Raw genomic sequence first — 18,529 nt, forward strand, 5'->3', positions numbered from 1 at the left:
GGCAATACGGGCCCGGCGGCCACCCTGTCCCACCGGAACGGACACATCACCGGAACCCGTCGACCGTGTAACGGCACCACCGGATCGCCCGCGACCCACTATTTCCGTTAGTACGTGATCCACGTCCTGTGCGGCATGTCACCGGTCGGCAAGATCCAACCCCTCGCGGATGTGACCGGGGCTACGCTCCCGAACCATGGATCCCGCTGCTCTCGGCACCCGTCTGGCATCGAGCCTGATCGCCCCGGCGCTCAAGAAGCTCCTCGTCCAGGAGGGCCCGGGCGCGGGCCTGACGGACAAGCCGGTCCGCCTGTCGGGTCCTGTCTCCTTCCGCGGCGAGAAGCGCGCCCTGGACGGCGCCGACGCCGAGCGGATCGCCCGCGCCCTCGTCACCGCCGCCGCGGACGCACCGGGCGAGGCACCGTACCCGGCCGACGAGGCGGAACCCCTCGCCCTCGCCCTGGCCGCCACGCTGTCCGCCCTCGGCGGCCTCACCATGGACGACGTACAGGCGGCCCGCCTCGACCCGCACGCGCTGGCCCGCTCGCTGCGCCGCGCGGCCCCCGCCTCGCACGGGCTCTCCGCCGACGCGGGGCACTTCCTGGACGCGGCCGTCGACGAGGCCTGCCGTCAGGTGCTGCAGTTCTTCACCCAGCGGTCCACCTTTGTCCCCCGCACCCTGGTCGAGCAGCGCCGGGGCGAGGCCGAACTCCTCGCCAGGGCGGACGAGCTCATCGCCCGCACACCGCGCGCCGACGCGGCCGACACCGCCTTCGAGGAGCGCTACGCCCGGCACATCGCCGACCGCCACCGGCACCTGACCATCTACGGCATCGACCTGCGCGAGGCCCCCGAACGCTGGCCCCTCGACGTGGCGTATCTGAGCCTGGAGGCGACGGTCGCGCCGCGGGACGGCGCCTTCGACACCTTCGACACCTTCGATGCCTTCGACGCGGAGACCGAGGCTCCCGCCGCGTCCGCCCGCATCCGCGCCGAGGACGCGTTCGGCGACGGCGTCTCCCGGGTGCTGCTGCGCGGCGAGGCGGGCTCCGGCAAGACGACACTGATCCAGTGGCTGGCGACGAGGGCCGCGGCGGACGGCGACCGCGTCCCGTTCGTCCTGCCGCTGCGCACGCTGGCGGCCGGTCCGCTGCCCGCCCCCGAGGCCTTCCTGACGGCGGTCTCCTGCCCACTGGGCGCGCCCGCCGGATGGGCCGAGCGGGTCCTGGCCGCCTCCCGCGCCCTGGTCCTCGTGGACGGCCTCGACGAGATCCCCACGGCCGAGCGGAACCGGGTGCGCGACTGGCTGCTCGCCCTCGTCGACGCGCACCCCGGCAACCGCTGGCTGCTCACCTCGCGCCCCACCGCCGTACGCCCCGAATGGCTCGCCGACAGCGGCTTCCGCGAGGTGCTGCTGCCGCCGATGCGCTCCGCGGACGTCGCCACGTTCGTGCACCGCTGGCACACGGCCGCCGACGCCCTCCCGTACGAGACCGCGCTGCTCGACTCGCTGCGCACCAAACGCGACCTGGCCCGCCTCGCCACCAACCCCCTGATGTGCGGCCTGATCTGCGCGCTGCACCGCGAACGCCGCGGCTATCTGCCCACAGGGCGCAAGGAGTTGTACGACGCCGCCCTGTCGATGCTGCTCCACCGGCGCGACCGGGAGCGCGGCATGGCCGTGCCCGAGCTGGGCGAGGAGGCCCAGCTCGACCTCCTCCAGCACCTCGCGTACGCCCTCGTCCTCAGCGGCCGCACCGAGATGAGCCGCGAGGCCGCCATCGGCGCGTTGGAACGCCGGCTGCCCGCGGTGGCCACGGCGGCGGCGCACGGCGACGCGGCGACCGTCCTGCGCACCCTGCTGCTACGAAGCGGCCTGCTGCGCGAACCCGCCGCCGACACGGTCGACTTCAGCCACCGCACCTTCCAGGACTACCTCGCCGCCCGCTACGCCGTGGAGGAGGGCCACGCGCTCCCCTTCGTCCAGCGCCTCGCCGACGACCCGCAGGGCGAGGACGCGATCCGGATGGCCGTCGCCCACGCCCGCCCCGGCGAACGCGCCCACCTGCTGCGCGAGTTGCTCGCGTACGACCACCCGCGCCTCACGCTCCTGGCACTGGCCTGCCTGGAGCATGCGACGGCCCTCGACCCGGCGGTGCGCGCCGAGGTCGAGCGCCGCGCCGGTTCCCTGATCCCGCCGCGCACCACGCAGGACGCGAAGACGCTGGCCGAGGCGGGTCCTCTGGTCCTGGAGCTGCTGCCGCACCCGGACGGCCTCGACGACGGGGCGGCGCACGGCGTCGCGGTGACCGCGTCGCTGCTCGGCGGCCTGGAACCGGCGGGCGCGCTGGGCGTCCTGCGCCGGCTGCGCGAGCACCCGTCGCTGACGGTGCGGCGCCAACTGGCGGGCACCTGGAGCCGGTTCCCCACCGAGGAGTACGCGGCGGAGGTCCTGGACCACGTGGAGCGCGACGGACTGCACCTCCTGTGCGAGTCCGGCGAGCAGCGGGCGGCGCTGGCCCGGATGCGGCCGTGGCCCGACATGACGTTCCGCGGCCCGCACGCCCCGGCGGACATCGCCGCCGCGGTGCCCGACCCTGCCGCCGTACGGATCCTGTACTTCCGGGACGATCCACTGCTCGACGACCTCGGCGCGCTGACGGCGTTCCCGAACCTGCGGGGGCTGTGGATGGAGGGCAACGCGAACGCCCACGGGTTCGCGGGCCTCGCCGGGCTGTCACCGACCCACCTCACGTGCTCGGGCGCCGCCGACGTGACCGGCCTGGCGGCCCTGCGCACGCTGCGCCGCATCTCGCTCGACCAGGCGCTCCCGGGCGACTCGCTCACCACCGGGCTCCCGGTCGGCGCCCCGCTGGAGTACCTCTTCCTGGGCCGCCGCACGACCGACACCACCGGGCTGCGGGGCCTCGGCCACTGGCCCACCCTGAACCAGCTCAGCCTCGGCCGGCTGACGACCGCCCCGACCGCCGAGGACTGGGCCGAGGTCGCCGCGCTGCCCGCGCTCACCTGCCTGTCCCTGAACGAGGTCCTCTTCCACGAGCACCCGCGTTCGATCGGCCTGCTGCCCGAGCTGCCGGACGTGCGGATGCTGCGTCTGACGGCGCTGAGCGGCACCGAGGACGTCTCCACGCTGCCGTCCCGCTTCCCGGGCGTACGCGAGGTCGTCCTCCAGACCGCCCCCGGCGTGACCCTCCCGCTCGACCGCTACGCCCGCCTCTTCCCGGACGCCGACGTCACCGTCGACCAGCGCTGACCCGCACACGAAAAAACGGGTGGGCCCGAACCGTTCCGTCAGGAACAGCTCGGGCCCACCCGTATCAGGCTCGCCCCGGAGGGGTTACGCCTCCTTGCTCAGGTTCGGGCCGCCACCGGCAGCCGCGTCCTCGATCGGCGGGGCGTCCGGCAGGGCCGCCTTCTCCTCGCCGCGGAAGGTGAAGGTCTTGTTCTCGCCCTCGCCCTCCGTGTCCACGACCACGATGTGGCCCGGGCGCAGCTCGCCGAAGAGGATCTTCTCCGACAGGCTGTCCTCGACCTCGCGCTGGATCGTGCGACGCAGCGGACGCGCGCCGAGCACGGGGTCGTAGCCCTTCTTCGAGAGCAGCTCCTTGGCGGACTGCGAGAGCTCGATGCCCATGTCGCGGTCCTTCAGGCGCTCGTCCACCTTCGAGATCATCAGGTCGACGATCTCGAGGATGTCGCCCTGGCTGAGCTGCGGGAAGACGACGACGTCGTCGACACGGTTGAGGAACTCGGGACGGAAGTGCTGCTTGAGCTCGTCCGACACCTTGTTCTTCATGCGCTCGTAGTTGGACTTCGAGTCGCCCTGGGCCGCGAAGCCGAGGTTGAAGCCCTTCGAGATGTCACGGGTTCCAAGGTTGGTCGTCATGATGATGACCGTGTTCTTGAAGTCCACGACGCGACCCTGGGAGTCGGTCAGTCGACCGTCCTCCAGGATCTGGAGGAGCGAGTTGAAGATGTCCGGGTGGGCCTTCTCCACCTCGTCGAAGAGGACGACGGAGAACGGCTTGCGGCGCACCTTCTCGGTCAGCTGACCGCCCTCTTCGTAGCCCACGTAACCGGGGGGTGAACCGAAGAGACGCGACACCGTGTGCTTCTCGCTGAACTCCGACATGTCGAGGGAGATCAGCGCCTCCTCGTCACCGAAGAGGAATTCGGCCAGCGCCTTGGAGAGCTCGGTCTTACCGACACCGGACGGACCGGCGAAGATGAACGAACCACCCGGACGCTTCGGGTCCTTCAGACCGGCCCGCGTACGGCGGATCGCCCGGGAGAGCGCCTTGACGGCGTCCTTCTGGCCGATGACCCGCTTGTGGAGCTCGTCCTCCATGCGCAGCAGACGCGAGGACTCCTCCTCGGTCAGCTTGAAGACCGGAATGCCGGTGGCGGTCGCGAGGACCTCGGCGATCAGCTCGCCGTCGACCTCGGCGACGACGTCCATGTCGCCGGCCTTCCATTCCTTCTCGCGCTTGGCCTTCGCGGCGAGCAGCTGCTTCTCCTTGTCGCGGAGAGAGGCCGCCTTCTCGAAGTCCTGGGAGTCGATGGCCGACTCCTTGTCGCGACGCACGCCCGCGATCTTCTCGTCGAACTCGCGGAGGTCCGGCGGCGCGGTCATCCGGCGGATGCGCATCCGGGAACCGGCCTCGTCGATCAGGTCGATCGCCTTGTCCGGCAGGAAGCGGTCCGAGATGTACCGGTCGGCCAGCGTCGCGGCCTGGACGAGGGCCTCGTCCGTGATCGAGACGCGGTGGTGGGCCTCGTAGCGGTCACGGAGACCCTTGAGGATCTCGATCGTGTGCGGCAGCGACGGCTCCGCGACCTGGATCGGCTGGAAGCGGCGCTCGAGGGCCGCGTCCTTCTCCAGGTGCTTGCGGTATTCGTCGAGCGTCGTCGCACCGATGGTCTGCAGCTCACCGCGGGCCAGCATCGGCTTCAGGATGGAAGCCGCGTCGATGGCGCCCTCGGCGGCACCCGCACCGACCAGCGTGTGCAGCTCGTCGATGAACAGGATGATGTCGCCGCGGGTGCGGATCTCCTTGAGCACCTTCTTGAGGCGCTCCTCGAAGTCACCGCGGTAGCGGGAGCCGGCGACCAGCGCGCCGAGGTCGAGGGTGTAGAGGTGCTTGTCCTTGAGGGTCTCGGGCACCTCGCCCTTGACGATGGCCTGAGCGAGGCCCTCGACGACGGCGGTCTTGCCGACGCCGGGCTCACCGATCAGGACCGGGTTGTTCTTGGTCCGGCGCGACAGGACCTGCATGACGCGCTCGATCTCCTTCTCGCGCCCGATGACCGGGTCGAGCTTGGACTCACGAGCGGCCTGCGTCAGGTTGCGGCCGAACTGGTCGAGCACCAGGGACGTGGAGGGCGTGCCCTCGGCAGGACCGCCGGCGGCGGCGGTCTCCTTGCCCTGGTAACCGGAGAGCAGCTGGATGACCTGCTGCCGCACCCGGTTGAGGTCTGCGCCCAGCTTGACCAGGACCTGGGCGGCGACGCCCTCGCCCTCACGGATCAGGCCGAGCAGGATGTGCTCCGTGCCGATGTAGTTGTGGCCCAGCTGAAGGGCCTCGCGGAGCGACAGCTCCAGGACCTTCTTGGCACGGGGGGTGAAGGGGATGTGGCCGGACGGGGCCTGCTGGCCCTGGCCGATGATCTCCTCCACCTGCTGGCGGACCGCCTCGAGCGAAATCCCGAGGCTCTCCAGGGCCTTAGCGGCGACACCCTCGCCCTCGTGGATCAAGCCCAGGAGGATGTGCTCGGTGCCGATGTAATTGTGGTTGAGCATCCGGGCTTCTTCCTGAGCCAGGACGACAACCCGCCGCGCGCGGTCGGTGAACCTCTCGAACATCGTTAATCGCTCCTCAGAGCGGTCAGGCAGTTAGGGGTCGGTCCCCTCCCTGTCCTTCCGCAGCTTAGTCCCGCAAGCGGGGACCGCTCATTCCATCTGCCGACACCCGTTCATGGTCTCCTGCCCCGAACGCCGACAACTGCTCCAACCCGATGGTGCGAGACGATGTTCCCGCAGGCCAGGCAGATACCCCCACCATCAGTACGCCGATGGCGAACGCAGGCTGCCCGTCCCGCACGTGTCGCCCCTCCCACTAGGGATGTCTTACCCGTACGGACTGACACTCCATGCGGCGCGCCCCGGTTCCCTCCGCTACGGGCGAACATCTTTGCGCCGCCCAACGCTCCCGTACGCCCCTTTTCCGGACACAGTACGCATGCACTCGGCGACGGTGCGTAACCCCGGAGCGTCGGTGGCTGTTGCTCCTGGCATGGTCACCACCTCCGGCACGACCGTTCCCGCTCCCCGGCAACCGCTGACCGACACCGGACGCGATCCGGTCCGGCAGTGGTACGAGGACGAGCTCGGCTGGGCGACTGCGGCAGGCCCCGATGGCGCGCTGCTGCACACCGGGCTGCGCTTCGACGTACTGGAGGTGCCGACCGACGCCGGCTTCGCGATGCTGCGCAGACTCGATCCCCGGTCACCGGTGGCCGTGTGCGGGGAAACGATGCGGCTGCTGGTCGCCGCGGGCAGCGCGGACGAACTGCCGGGGCTGCTCGACTGGCTGGAGTGGGGGGCGCTGCCCCTGGATCTCGTCGCCGTCGGGGCGGGCGGTCTCATCGACGCGCCGACGCCTCCGGGATGGTCCGGCTCGCAGGAGGCCGCCGTCTGGGTGCGGCCCCCCGAGCCCGGCTGCGAGGTGGAACCGGTGCTACCGGCCCTGACGAGCCTGACGGCCGTCTCGACCTGGTCGGTCGTGGGGGGCGGTGGGGGCGCCCCCGATCTCGTACGCCTCGTGGACACGGCGGCGACGCACTGCCACCGGGCCCGGCTGCGTCGCGGCGCTGCCACGCCCGCGACCACGTCAACAAAGCGACCAATGCGGCCGTCCCGTCAGCCGTTGGCCTTCTCGTAGGCCTCACGGATCGACTGGGGAACACGGCCGCGGTCGTTGACCTCGTAGCCGTTCTCCTTCGCCCACGCGCGGATCTGCGCGGTGTCCTGGTTGCCGCCGCCGGACGTGGCGCGCGCCTTGCCCCGGCCGCTCGAGCGGCCACCGGTGCGACGACCGCCCTTGAGGTACGGCTCAAGGAGGCCGCGGAGCTTGTCCGCATTGGCGGTGGTGAGGTCGATCTCGTACGACTTGCCGTCGAGCGCGAACGTCACGGTCTCGTCCGCCTCGCCACCGTCGAGGTCATCGACAAGAAGGACCTGAACCTTCTGTGCCACCGGATTTCCTTTCATCGAAATCTGAAGGGCGGCCCCGCGACCACGGCCGCTGATTCGCCGTCCCCTTGTTATATGCAGTACTGCAGTACGTCGGAAAGCAAACCGCTTTTGCCCGAAAAACACAAACCCCTGGCTGAGATCAGGGAGAGATCCCGGAGTTGAACACTGCCCACCGGGACCAAAAACATGCGCGATTCGGACATAGGGAACCGTTGCAAGCACGCATGCCGGAATAGCGCCCGGCGGCGATCACAGATGCAGAAGCATCCGGCTGTTGCCCAAGGTGTTCGGTTTCACTCGTTCGAGACCGAGGAACTCCGCCACGCCCTCGTCATAGGAACGCAGGAGCTCACTGTAGACATCGGTGTCGACCGTATCGACGGGCGTCTCGCCGATCTCCACGAAGGCGTGCTTGGCGAAGAACTCGACTTCGAAGGTGAGGCAGAAAACCCGCCGAACACCGATCCAGCGCGCGGTCTGAAGAAGCTTCTCGAGCAGCAGATGTCCGACACCGGAGCCCTTGACCTGCGGGTCCACCGCGAGGGTGCGGACTTCCGCGAGGTCTTCCCACATGACGTGCAGTGCGCCGCAGCCGACGACCGCCGCGTTGTCGTCGCGTTCCGCGACCCAGAACTCCTGGATGTCCTCGTAAAGCGTCACGGTGGCTTTGTCGAGCAGGATCCCCTGTCGGCTGTACGCGTCGAGCAGGCGGCGCACCTCGGGCACATCGGCCGTCCTCGCCCTGCGTACGGTCACTGCTTTACGGGTCGATTCGACGGTTGACCCGACTTCGGGGAGCTCTGCTGGCATGTCCGGACGCTATCGCCCGGCCCCGTCGCCCGCTTCCTCGGGGGCCGAGGGGACTTCCGCCGGCAGTTCGGGCGAGACGATCCGCATGGCATCCCTGAGGGCCTCGCGCTGCTCCGGCGACATCATCCCGAAGAACGCGACGAGCGCGGCGGCGGGGTTGTCGCTCTGCGCCCAGGCCTCGTTCATCAGCGCGGCCGAGTACGCGGCCCGTGTGGAGACCGCCTCATATCGATAGGCCCGGCCTTCCGCTTCGCGGCGTACCCAGCCCTTCTGATGGAGATTGTCCAATACGGTCATGACGGTCGTGTAGGCGATGGACCGTTCCTGTTGGAGGTCCTCCAGGACTTCCCTCACGGTGACCGGGCGGTTCCACTTCCACACCCGCGTCATCACTGCGTCTTCGAGTTCTCCCAAGGGGCGCGGCACGAGAAGCACAATAGTGGGAGAAGTCGGTAATTCAACGCGGGACGTGGCGGCGATCGCCAAGCAATGACAAAAGGGGCGCCCGGCGGGCGCCCCTCACTGCGGTTTCCGTGCCGGTCGCGACCGCGCTCAGGCGGTCGCGTCCTGCTGCGCGCCGCCGCCCTGCCGGGCGGCCTCGGCGCGCGCGATGGCGGCGTCGACGGCCGCGTCCTCCTTGGCCTTCTTGTCGCCGCCCTGCGACTTCACGATGGTCACGATCAGACCGACGAAGAACGCGGCCATCACGACCGGGGGCACGAGCGCGGAGACGTAGTCCATGCCCCCAGAGTAGCTACCCGACGGCCAGTCTCCGCGACGGGGCCGGGGGCTGGGCGGGGCGGCGCTTGGGCGGGAAGACCTCGGCCGGGGTGGGGACCGGGCGCTGAGGCGGCTCGGGGGCCGGTCGCGCGGGCTTGTCGCCGTCCGCCGCCGAGAGCCCGCCGGGCAGGGCGAGCAGGTGGGTGCGGGAGGCCGGGACGCGGGGCCGGTACCGCTCGTCGAACCTGGCGCGCACGCCCTGTTCCGCCAGGTCGCGGCAGCGGGCGAGCAGGGCCACGGCGGCCGGGTTCGCCGGCAGCGCGCGCAGCGCCGCGAGGTCCTCGGCGCCGGGCCTGTGGCCCGCCGCCAGGGCCTCCTTGAGGAGGCTCAGATAGCCGGGAGCGGAGCCGGGCAGGGCGGCCCGGTAGCGGTCGAGGTCGGAGCGGAGGAAGGCCCGCATGCGGATGCCTTCCCGGGCCGCTTCGTCGACCGACTCCGCGAGTCGCAGACAGGCCCGGACGTCCTCGTCCGAGGTGGGGCTGGGGTGGAGGGCGAGGGCGAGGGCGCGTCGGAGCACACGCAGCTCTTCTGCACCGAACGCCATGCCGCCACGATTTCCGTAGGGCGTGGGCATGAAAGGACGGTACGACCGATTACGGACAAATCGGCTTAACCGGCAATTCCCGGGCGCGCCTCGCCTGCCGGTGGCCTCAGAGCCGCGAGACGTTCCGCTCGTACACCAGGCGGAGGCCGATCAGGGTCAGCCACGGCTCGTGCTCGTCGATCACGGTGGACTCGCCGAGGACCATCGGCGCGAGGCCGCCCGTCGCGATGACCGTCACGTCGTCCGGGTCCTCCGCGAGCTCCTTCGCCATCCGGTTCACGACCCCGTCGACCTGGCCCGCGAAGCCGTAGACGATGCCCGCCTGCATGGCCTCGACGGTGTTCTTGCCGATGACGCTGCGCGGCCTGGCCAGCTCGATCTTGCGCAGCTGGGCGCCGCGCATGCCGAGGGCCTCGACGGAGATCTCGATGCCGGGGGCGATCACACCGCCCGCGTACTCCCCGCGCGCGGAGACCGCGTCGAAGGTCGTCGCCGTGCCGAAGTCCACGACGATCGCGGGGCCGCCGAACATCTCGACGGCCGCGACCGCGTTGATGATCCGGTCGGCGCCGACCTCCTTGGGGTTGTCCATGAGGATCGGCACGCCGGTCTTGATGCCGGGCTCGACCAGGACGGCGGGTACGTCGCCGTAGTAGCGGCGGGTGACCTCGCGCAGCTCGTGCAGGACCGAGGGGACGGTCGAGCAGATGGCGATGCCGTCGATGCCGTCGCCGAGTTCGTCGCCGAGCAGCGGGTGCATGCCCATCAGGCCCTTGAGCAGCACGGCGAGTTCGTCGGCGGTTCTGCGCGCGTCCGTGGAGATGCGCCAGTGCTCGATGATCTCCTCGCCGTCGAACAGGCCGAGGACGGTGTGGGTGTTGCCCACGTCGATGGTGAGCAGCATCAGGCGTCCGCCTCGCGCAGGTCGAGGCCGATGTCGAGGATCGGCGAGGAGTGGGTGAGCGCGCCCACGGCGAGGTAGTCGACGCCCGTCTTCGCGTACGTGGCGGCGTTCTCCAGCGTGAGGCGGCCGGAGGACTCCAGGAGCGCGCGGCCGTCGGTGATCGCCACGGCCTCCTCGGTCTCGCCCGGCGTGAAGTTGTCCAGGAGGATTAGGTCGGCGCCCGCGTCGAGGACCTCGCGCAGCTGGTGCAGGGTGTCGACCTCGACCTCGATCGGCAGGCCGGGGAAGCGGTCGCGCACGGCCTGGAAGGCCTGGGCGACGCCGCCTGCCGCGACCACGTGGTTGTCCTTGACCAGGGCCGCGTCCGAGAGGGACATGCGGTGGTTGACGCCGCCGCCCATGCGGACCGCGTACTTCTCCAGGGAGCGCAGGCCCGGCGTGGTCTTGCGGGTGTCGCGGACCTTCGCCTTCGTGCCGTCCAGAACGTCCGCCCACGCGCGCGTGGCGGTCGCGATGCCGGAGAGGCGGCACATGATGTTGAGCGCGGTGCGCTCGGCGGTGAGCAGGTCGCGGGTGCGGGTGGTGACGGAGAGCAGCTTCTGGCCCGCCTCGACCCGGTCGCCGTCCTCCGCGTGCCGCTCGACCTCGAACTCGTCCGTGGCCACGACGGAGACGACCGCCTCGGCGACCCGCAGGCCCGCCACGACGCCCGCCTCGCGAGCCGTGAAGTCGGCGGTGGCGACGGCGTCTTCGGGGATCGTGGCGACGGTCGTGACGTCCACGCCGCCGTCCAGGTCCTCGGTGATCGCCATGTGGGCGATGTCCTCGATCTCGACCGGGTGCAGGCCCGCGTCGAGCAGCAGCTGGGCCAGCGACGGGTCGAGGCCGCACTCCATGACGTCGTCGGAATCTCCCTGCGCGCAGCCGCAGTTGTCGCCGCAGCCTTCGCTGCCTGCGTCCGCCAGGGGGAGGTCGGGGGTGGCGCTCACGTCGGTCACTGCTCCTGAGGGTTCTTTGCCGTTGCCGGGAAGTCTGCTGTGGGTGTGGTGCGGGTGGCCAGGGTCCGGTCCGGATTCAGGCGTACGACGATGTGGCGGCGCCACGTGGCATCGTCGCGGTCCGGGTGGTCCTCGCGCCAGTGGCAGCCGCGGGTCTCCTCGCGGCGGCGCGCGGCGGCGACCAGGACGCGGGCCACGCACAGGAGGTTGGTGGCCTCCCAGGTGTCGACGCCCGGCTCCGCGGTCTTGCCGTTCTCCGTGAGGGAGTTGACCGCGTCGGCGTGGATGCGGCCGAGCTGGGCGGCGGCCTCGGCGAGGGAGTCGGCGGAGCGCAGGACGCCCGCGCCCGCCGTCATCACGCGCTGGATGGCGAACCGTGCCTCCGGGGGAAGCAGCGGGTGGGTCGGGGTCTGTGGGTGCTCGACGGGCGCGGGCACGCGCGCGTGGAGGGCGTTCTCCGCGTGCAGGCGCGTGATGTCGTCCGCGATGCGCTCGGCGTAGACGAGGCCTTCCAGAAGGGAGTTGGAGGCCAGCCGGTTCGCCCCGTGAACGCCCGTGCAGGCGGCCTCCCCGCACGCGTACAGGCCCGGCACGGTGGTGCGGCCGGAGAGGTCCGTGCGGACGCCTCCGGAGGCGTAGTGCGCAGCGGGAGCGACCGGGATGGGTTCGGTGACCGGGTCGATGCCGTGGGCGCGGCAGGCGGCGAGGATCGTGGGGAACCGGTTCTCCCACATGTCGGCGCCGAAGTGCCGCGCGTCCAGGTACATGTGCTCGGTGCCGAGCTCCTGCATGCGGCGCGTGATGCCCTTGGCGACGATGTCGCGGGGCGCCAGCTCGGCCAGTTCGTGCTGGCCGACCATGAAGCGCACGCCGTCCGCGTCCACCAGGTGCGCGCCCTCGCCGCGTACGGCTTCGGAGACCAGCGGCTGCTGGCCCTCGGCGTCCGCGCCCAGGAACAGCACGGTCGGGTGGAACTGGACGAATTCCAGGTCGCTGACCTCGGCGCCCGCGCGCAGGGCGAGCGCGACGCCGTCGCCCGTGGACACGTGCGGGTTCGTGGTCGCCGAGAAGACCTGGCCCATGCCGCCGGTCGCGAGGACCACGGCGGGCGCGAGGACGGCGCCGACGCCGTCGTGCTGGCCCTCCCCCATGACGTGCAGGGAGACGCCCGCGGTGCGGCCTTCGGCGTCCGTGAGCAGGTCAAGGACCAGCGCGTTCTCGACGGTCTCCACACCACGCGCGCGTACCGCCTCGACGAGCGCGCGGGAGATCTCCGCTCCGGTCGCGTCACCGCCCGCGTGCGCGATGCGGCGGCGGTGGTGGCCGCCCTCGCGGGTCAGCTCCAGGTCGCCCTCGGCGGACTCGTCGAAGTGCGCGCCGGTCTCGATCAGGCGGCGTACGGCGTCGGGGCCCTCGGTGACGAGGGTGCGCACGGCCTCCTCGTCGCACAGGCCGACGCCGGCGACCAGGGTGTCGTCCAGGTGCTGCTCGGGGGTGTCGCCCTCGCCGAGGGCCGCCGCGACGCCGCCCTGCGCCCAGCGCGTGGAGCCGTCGTCGAGGCGGGCCTTGGTGACGACGACGGTGCGCAGGCCCGCGGCCTGGCAGCGCAGCGCCGCGGTCAGGCCCGCGACGCCGGAGCCGACGATCACGACGTCGGCCTCGACGTTCCAGCCGGGGGTGGGGGCGTGGAGCCTTATGCCGGTGCTGCTCACGAGTGGCCTCCGAAGGTCAGCGGCAGGTTGTCGATGAGGCGGGTGTTTCCCACGCGCGCGGCGACCGCGAGCACGGCCTCGCCCTCGAAGCCGTCGCTCACGTCCGTGAAGTCGCGCGGATCGACGAGGGCCACGTAGTCGAGCTCGACCGGCGGCTGGAGGCGCTTCGCCTCGTCGAGGATCTGGCGGGCCGCCGCGAGGACCGCGGAGGGGCTGCCCGGGGCCGCGGTGGCGACGGCGTGCGCGTCGGCCGCGGCCCGGGCCTCGCCTATCTTGCCGAGCGCCTTCGCCCGCGCGCGCGGCGTCGGGTTCTCGGCGGCACGCGCGCGCAGGGCCTCCTGCGCGGCATGCCGGTCGCGGCCCGTGAACAGGGCGTCGGAGAGGGCCAGCGCGGTGCGGCGCTCGGCCGGGGACAGATAGCGGTTGCGGGAGGAGAGCGCGAGCCCGTCGTCCTCGCGGACCGTGGGCACGGCGACGATCTCCACGTCGAAGTTCAGATCGCGCACCATGCGCCGCACCAGGGCCAGTTGCTGCGCGTCCTTCTGGCCGAAGAGGGCCACGTCCGCGCGCGTGAGGTGCAGCAGCTTGGCGACCACGGTGAGCATGCCGTCGAAGTGACCGGGGCGCGAGGCGCCCTCGAGCCGCTCCCCCATGGGGCCCGCCGTGATGCGGATCTCGGGCTGCCCGCCCGGGTAGACCTCGTCGACGGAGGGCGCGAACACGGCGTCCGCCCCCGCCTGTTCGGCGATCCGCACGTCGGCGTCGAGGGTGCGCGGGTAGCGGTCGAGGTCCTCGCCCGCGCCGAACTGCAGCGGGTTCACGAAGACCGTGACGACCACTTCGCCGTCCGCCCCGGCGCGGGCCCTGGCCGAGCGGATCAGCGTCGCGTGGCCCTCGTGCAGGGCGCCCATCGTCATGACGACGACGCGCTGCCCGGTACGCGTGCGTGCCCGCATGTCCGCGCCCTTGTGGAGGAGCCGCGTGCGCGACGTCGCCGCGGGGCTCGCCGCCATGGAGTCCGTGGGGCTCATCGGGTCTCCTCCGTACCGGTCGCGAGGACGCCCAGGAGGTCCTCGGCGAGCTCCGGCTTCAGCAGTCCGTGCGCGAGCGCGCGGTCGGCGGTGGCGCGGGCCATCGCGAGATAGCCGGCGACGGTCCCCGGGGCGTGCTTGCGCAGCTCCGTGATGTGGGCGGCGACGGTGCCCGCGTCGCCGCGCGCCACCGGACCCGTGAGGGCGGCGTCGCCCGACCTGAGCGCGTTGTCGAGGGCCGCGCCGAGCAGCGGGCCCAGCATCCGGTCGGGGGCGCCGACGCCCGCCTCGCGGAGCAGTTCCATGGACTCCGCGATCAGGGTGACCAGGTGATTGGCGCCGAGCGCGAGGGCCGCGTGGTAGAGCGCGCGGTTCTCCTCGGCGATCCACTCGGGTTCGCCGCCCATCTCGATGACCAGGGCCTCCGCGGCAAGCCGCAGCTCTTCGGGCGCGGTGACGCCGAAGGAGCAGCCGGCCAGCCGCTGGACGTCGACGGGGGTGCCGGTGAACGTCATCGCGGGGTGCAGCGCGAGCGGCAGGCCGCCCGCGCGCAGCGCCGGTTCGAGGACCTTCGCGCCGTACCGGCCCGAGGTGTGCACGAGCAGCTGGCCAGGGCGTACGGCGCCGGTCTCGGCGAAGCCCTCGACGAGGCCCGGCAGGACGTCGTCGGGGACGGTGAGGAGCACCAGGTCGGCCTGCGCGAGGACCTCGGCGGGCGGCACCAGGGGCACGTCGGGCAGCAGCGTCGCCGCTCGGCGCACGGAGGCGTCGGAGACCCCGGAGACGGCGACGGGGCGGTGCCCGGCCAGTTGCAGGGACGCGGCGAGCGCGGGGCCGACACGGCCCGCGCCGACGACGCCCACGGTGAGGCGGGCGGGGCGGTCCTTGGGGTCCATGGGTTCGGATCGCGGGTTCGGAGGGGGTGTTGTCACGAGGCGATGGCCTTCCGTTCCAGTCCGCTCGGGGTACCGGACGATTTCTCGTCATGTTAACGCTATCTGTCCGCGCGGGTCCCGGCTGTCCACAGGCTGTGGGCAAGCGCACGCGGGTGCGCCATGATCGACGGATGGACGGAACCGCCGAGAACACTGTCACGCCCGAGAAGACGCAGGCCGAACGGCTGATCACGGCGTTGCGGGGCGCCGAGCGCACGCTGGCCCGCAGGCCGAACGAGGCCACCTTGGGCGAGCGGTGGGAGAGCCTGTCCGGCGCCGCCGCGACGGTGGCCGACCTGTCGGACGACGTCGACATCTACGGGGACGGCGTCGTCGCCGACCTGGAGGCACGGGTCGCCGCGCTGCTCGGCAAGGAGGCGGCCGCGTTCTTCCCCACCGGCACCATGGCCCAGCAGGTCGCGCTGCGCTGCTGGGCGGGCCGCACCGGCAATTCCACGGTGGCCCTGCACCCGCTGGCGCACCCCGAGGTGCACGAGCGGGAGGCGCTGACCGCGGTGGCGGGGCTGCGCACCGTGCACCCCACGAAGGCGGCGCGGCAGATCGGCGCCGACGACGTGCACGACCTGGCCGAGCCGTTCGGGACGCTGATGCTCGAACTGCCGCTCAGGGACGCCGGTTTCGCGCTGCCCACCTGGGAGGAACTGGAAGAGGTCTGCGAAGCGGCACGCGCGCGTGACGCCGTGATCCACTTCGACGGGGCCCGCCTGTGGGAGACCACGACGCACTTCGGGCGCCCGCTGGACGGGATCGCGGAGCTCGCGGACAGCGTCTACGTGTCGTTCTACAAGTCGCTCGGCGGCCTCAGCGGCGCGGTGCTCGCGGGCCCGGAGTCGTTCGTCGGGGAGGCGAGGGCCTGGCGGCACCGCTACGGCGGCCAGGTCTTCCAGCAGTTCCCGCAGGCGGTCTCGGCCCTTGCGGGCCTGGATCGGGAGCTGCCACGGCTTCCCGAGTACGTGGCGCACGCGCGCGTGGTCGCGCAGGCGCTGGTGGAGGGCTTCACCAAGGCCGGTGTCACCGGGGCGCGGGTGTTCCCCGAGGTGCCGCACACGCACCAGTTCAAGGTCTGGCTGCCCTACGACGCCGAGGTGCTCACGGAGGCCGGGATCGCGCAGGCGGAGCAGACGCGGACGGCCCTGTTCGCGCGCTGGTCGGACGAGGGCGCGGTGCCGGGGCTCGCGGCCACGGAGGTCACGGTCGCGGCGGCGGGTCTGGAGTGGGGCCCTGACGACGTCCGCGCGGCCGTCGCGGACTTCGTGGGGCGGCTCCCCTCGTAGGGGCCTGGCTCAGCAACCGGCCGGGTGGCCGCGGCGCCCCGACAGCAGGCGGGTCAGCGCCGCCCGGATCCGGCCGCGGGCCGGGCGGCCGGCCAGGACCGCCCTGAACCGGCGGTAGTCGCGCAGCTCACGCAGGGCGGCCAGCTCGTGCTGCCCGGGCGCCGGCGGGGCCGCTTCGCCGCGCTGGGCGGCGCGGTAGAGGTCGATGGCGTACTGCTGGGTGACGCTCATGTCGAACACCTCGCTCTTCATCTCGATTGTCGCGCCGTGCCCCGGAATCAGCCTGTTTGCTGCTGTTCGGGGCCGATGGGTACGAGATTGCGCCCGGCGCCGCCGCGCGGTCACGTCGATTGACGGGAGCCGTCAATCGACGACCCGGCTGTCAGTGGCGGCGTGCACCATGGGGTCATGAGCGTGAGCATCGACATCACGGGCCTGCCGCCCGAGCGGATCCATGTCGTGCCCTCGCCCCTGGCCGAGCTGGGCATGGCGCTGCACGCGCTGTCGGAACCCGCCCACCACCCGGGGCTGCAGGGGTGGACGACAAGCGTGACCGCGTGCCTGGACCCGTGCCTCGCGGACCGGATGTGCGAGGCGGACTTCCTGTGGCGGACGACGTTCTCGGACGTCTTCACGCCGTCCGCGGGGATACCGGGACGGCGCACGCTGCCCGGTGCCACGCTCGCCGAGGAGCTGGACCTGCTCGACAAGCTCTCCGACGAGCAGTTCGTGGACGCCGCCCTGGAGTTCACGTGCCAGTCGCAGTACGCGGAGCGGGTGGTGAACCGGCTCGACGACCCGAGCACCCGCGAGCGCGCGCTCGAACTCGCGGCCGCGCGCGGAGCGCCCCAGGTCCGGTTCACGCAACGCCTGCTCGAGGACCCGCCCGCCATCAGGTCGTGGTTCCGCGAGCTGCTGCAGGACTGCGACGAGGCGTTCTTCTCGGACGTATGGGCGCGCGTGCGGCACCAGTTGGCGGCCGACGCGCGACACAAGACGGAGATGCTGCGCCACAAGGGACTCAAAGAGGCCCTCGCGGCGACGTCCTCGGCGGTCTCGCTCGACGAGGCGGGCCCCGCCATCGTCGTCGACAAGATCTCCGACGGGCGTACGGAGGCGGGCAGCGGCAATCTGATCCTGACGCCGACCAGCCTGGGGTGGCCCCATCTGTGGGTGCTGCACCGCAAGGGCTGGCAGCCGATGATCACCTATCCGATCGCCTCCCCCGGACTCACGACGCCGCCCTCGGTCGAGCTGCTGACGCGGCGCATGGCGGCGCTCGCCCACCCGGCGCGCATGCGGCTGTGCCGGCACCTGGCCCGCGGCCCCTACACGACAAGCGAGTTGGCGGACGCGCACGGGATGTCCGCGCCGGAGATATCCCGGCACCTGTCGGTGCTGAAGAAGGCCGGGCTGATCACGACGCGGCGGCGCGGCCGCTATGTGCAGCACCAGTTGGACCTCAGCGTGGTCTCGCGCCTCGGCGGGGACTTCATCGAGGGGGTGCTGCGCTGACGGCCCGGGCCGCCGGTCCTCAGGCCCCGGCGCCGCCCGCGCGGACGAGCCCCGTCTCGTAGGCGAGGACGACGACCTGGACCCGGTCGCGCAGATCGAGCTTGGTCAGGATGCGGCCCACATGGGTCTTCACCGTGGCCTCCGACAGCACCAGGCGCGCGGCGATCTCGCCGTTCGAGTGCCCCTGGGCGACCAGGACCATGACCTCGCGCTCGCGCTCGGTGAGCCGCTCGAGCCGCTTGTGCTGCGGCTGGTCGGGGCCGCTGGGCAGCATCGGGGCGAAGCGGTCGAGCAGCCGCCGGGTCGTGGACGGGGCGACCACCGCGTCGCCGCTGTGCACGGCGCGGATCGCGGTGAGCAGCTCGCCCGGCGGCACGTCCTTGAGCATGAAGCCGGAGGCCCCCGCCCGCAGCCCCGAGAAGGCGTACTCGTCGAGGTCGAAGGTGGTCAGGATGAGGACCTTGGGCGAGTCGGGGTCCGCACAGATCCGCCGCGTCGTCTCGACCCCGTCGAGCTTCGGCATGCGGACGTCCATGAGGACCACGTCCACGGAGGTCGAGCGCAGCACCTCCAGCGCCTCGACGCCGTCACCCGCCTCGGCGACTACCTCCATGTCCGGCTGCGCGGCGAGCACCATCCGGAAACCGGTGCGCAGCAGCACCTGGTCGTCGACGAGCATGACCTTGATCGACATCGGGCGGTCCTCACTTGTCCGTGGCAGTGGTCTGG

Annotated in this window: 17 protein-coding genes; 4 read left to right on the forward strand and 13 right to left on the reverse strand. The window is 71.8% G+C overall.

What is annotated here, in order from left to right:
* Positions 1-196 precede the first annotated feature (196 nt).
* Entirely contained in the window at positions 197-3,274 is a 3,078-nt protein-coding gene (locus ACZ7L4_RS29640) for an NACHT domain-containing protein (protein ID WP_472107431.1), read from the forward strand.
* An 84-nt stretch (positions 3,275-3,358) separates the two neighbouring features.
* Here ACZ7L4_RS29640 and ACZ7L4_RS29645 read toward each other — a convergent pair whose 3' ends face one another.
* Positions 3,359-5,884: an ATP-dependent Clp protease ATP-binding subunit gene (locus ACZ7L4_RS29645; RefSeq protein ID WP_399238987.1), complete on the reverse strand. Its 2,526-nt coding sequence runs from the start codon at positions 5,882-5,884 to the stop codon at positions 3,359-3,361.
* 430 nt (positions 5,885-6,314) lie between these two features.
* On the opposite strand from ACZ7L4_RS29645, the gene ACZ7L4_RS29650 reads away from it, so the two are divergent.
* Entirely contained in the window at positions 6,315-6,962 is a 648-nt protein-coding gene (locus tag ACZ7L4_RS29650) for an SCO3374 family protein (RefSeq protein ID WP_472108141.1), read from the forward strand.
* Here ACZ7L4_RS29650 and ACZ7L4_RS29655 read toward each other — a convergent pair.
* The 10 genes from ACZ7L4_RS29655 to ACZ7L4_RS29700 form a co-directional block, all read right to left on the reverse strand.
* Entirely contained in the window at positions 6,941-7,276 is a 336-nt protein-coding gene (locus ACZ7L4_RS29655; RefSeq protein WP_266711306.1) for a histone-like nucleoid-structuring protein Lsr2, read from the reverse strand. The genes ACZ7L4_RS29650 and ACZ7L4_RS29655 overlap by 22 nt on opposite strands.
* A gap of 249 nt (positions 7,277-7,525) precedes the next feature.
* Positions 7,526-8,086 carry an amino-acid N-acetyltransferase gene (locus tag ACZ7L4_RS29660; protein WP_326020024.1) on the reverse strand — a complete coding sequence of 187 codons (561 nt, stop codon included), beginning with the start codon at positions 8,084-8,086 and terminating at the stop codon, positions 7,526-7,528.
* 9 nt (positions 8,087-8,095) lie between these two features.
* Positions 8,096-8,512, reverse strand: a complete 417-nt coding sequence (locus ACZ7L4_RS29665; RefSeq protein ID WP_385762866.1) for a BlaI/MecI/CopY family transcriptional regulator — start codon at positions 8,510-8,512, stop codon at positions 8,096-8,098.
* Between the two features lie 126 nt (positions 8,513-8,638).
* Positions 8,639-8,827 (reverse strand): hypothetical protein, encoded by a 189-nt coding sequence (locus ACZ7L4_RS29670; RefSeq protein ID WP_472107432.1) that lies wholly within the window; start codon positions 8,825-8,827, stop codon positions 8,639-8,641.
* A 13-nt stretch (positions 8,828-8,840) separates the two neighbouring features.
* The gene (locus ACZ7L4_RS29675) at positions 8,841-9,440 is read right to left on the reverse strand and encodes a hypothetical protein (RefSeq protein ID WP_472107433.1); all 600 of its coding nucleotides are present in this window, start codon (positions 9,438-9,440) and stop codon (positions 8,841-8,843) included.
* 76 nt (positions 9,441-9,516) lie between these two features.
* The gene (locus ACZ7L4_RS29680) at positions 9,517-10,314 is read right to left on the reverse strand and encodes a type III pantothenate kinase (protein WP_472107434.1); all 798 of its coding nucleotides are present in this window, start codon (positions 10,312-10,314) and stop codon (positions 9,517-9,519) included.
* Entirely contained in the window at positions 10,314-11,312 is a 999-nt protein-coding gene (gene nadC / locus ACZ7L4_RS29685; RefSeq protein ID WP_472107435.1) for a carboxylating nicotinate-nucleotide diphosphorylase, read from the reverse strand. The genes ACZ7L4_RS29680 and nadC overlap by 1 nt, the downstream gene beginning before the upstream one ends.
* On the reverse strand, positions 11,309-13,024 hold the full coding sequence (locus ACZ7L4_RS29690; protein WP_472107436.1) for an L-aspartate oxidase: 1,716 nt from the start codon (positions 13,022-13,024) through the stop codon (positions 11,309-11,311). The genes nadC and ACZ7L4_RS29690 overlap by 4 nt, the downstream gene beginning before the upstream one ends.
* Positions 13,021-13,980, reverse strand: a complete 960-nt coding sequence (gene panC / locus ACZ7L4_RS29695) for a pantoate--beta-alanine ligase (protein ID WP_472108143.1) — start codon at positions 13,978-13,980, stop codon at positions 13,021-13,023. Before panC ends, ACZ7L4_RS29690 begins: the two co-directional genes overlap by 4 nt.
* Positions 13,981-14,051: 71 nt before the next feature.
* A complete protein-coding gene (locus tag ACZ7L4_RS29700) occupies positions 14,052-14,951 on the reverse strand; it encodes a Rossmann-like and DUF2520 domain-containing protein (protein ID WP_472107437.1) in 900 nt (299 codons plus the stop codon).
* A gap of 170 nt (positions 14,952-15,121) precedes the next feature.
* Between ACZ7L4_RS29700 and ACZ7L4_RS29705 the strand changes: the two genes are divergently transcribed.
* A complete protein-coding gene (locus ACZ7L4_RS29705) occupies positions 15,122-16,285 on the forward strand; it encodes a threonine aldolase family protein (protein WP_472107438.1) in 1,164 nt (387 codons plus the stop codon).
* Between the two features lie 9 nt (positions 16,286-16,294).
* Here ACZ7L4_RS29705 and ACZ7L4_RS29710 read toward each other — a convergent pair whose 3' ends face one another.
* Positions 16,295-16,516, reverse strand: coding sequence for a hypothetical protein (locus ACZ7L4_RS29710; protein ID WP_472107439.1), 222 nt, complete (start codon positions 16,514-16,516; stop codon positions 16,295-16,297).
* Positions 16,517-16,693: 177 nt separating this feature from the next.
* Here ACZ7L4_RS29710 and ACZ7L4_RS29715 point away from each other — a divergent pair, with 177 nt between their 5' ends.
* Entirely contained in the window at positions 16,694-17,800 is a 1,107-nt protein-coding gene (locus ACZ7L4_RS29715; protein WP_472107440.1) for a DUF5937 family protein, read from the forward strand.
* A 19-nt stretch (positions 17,801-17,819) separates the two neighbouring features.
* Here the strand turns inward: ACZ7L4_RS29715 and ACZ7L4_RS29720 are convergent, their stop codons facing one another.
* On the reverse strand, positions 17,820-18,494 hold the full coding sequence (locus ACZ7L4_RS29720; RefSeq protein WP_472107441.1) for a response regulator: 675 nt from the start codon (positions 18,492-18,494) through the stop codon (positions 17,820-17,822).
* Between the last annotated feature and the right edge of the window lie 35 nt (positions 18,495-18,529).

It is taken from the genome of Streptomyces sp. NPDC107575, from assembly GCF_055657265.1.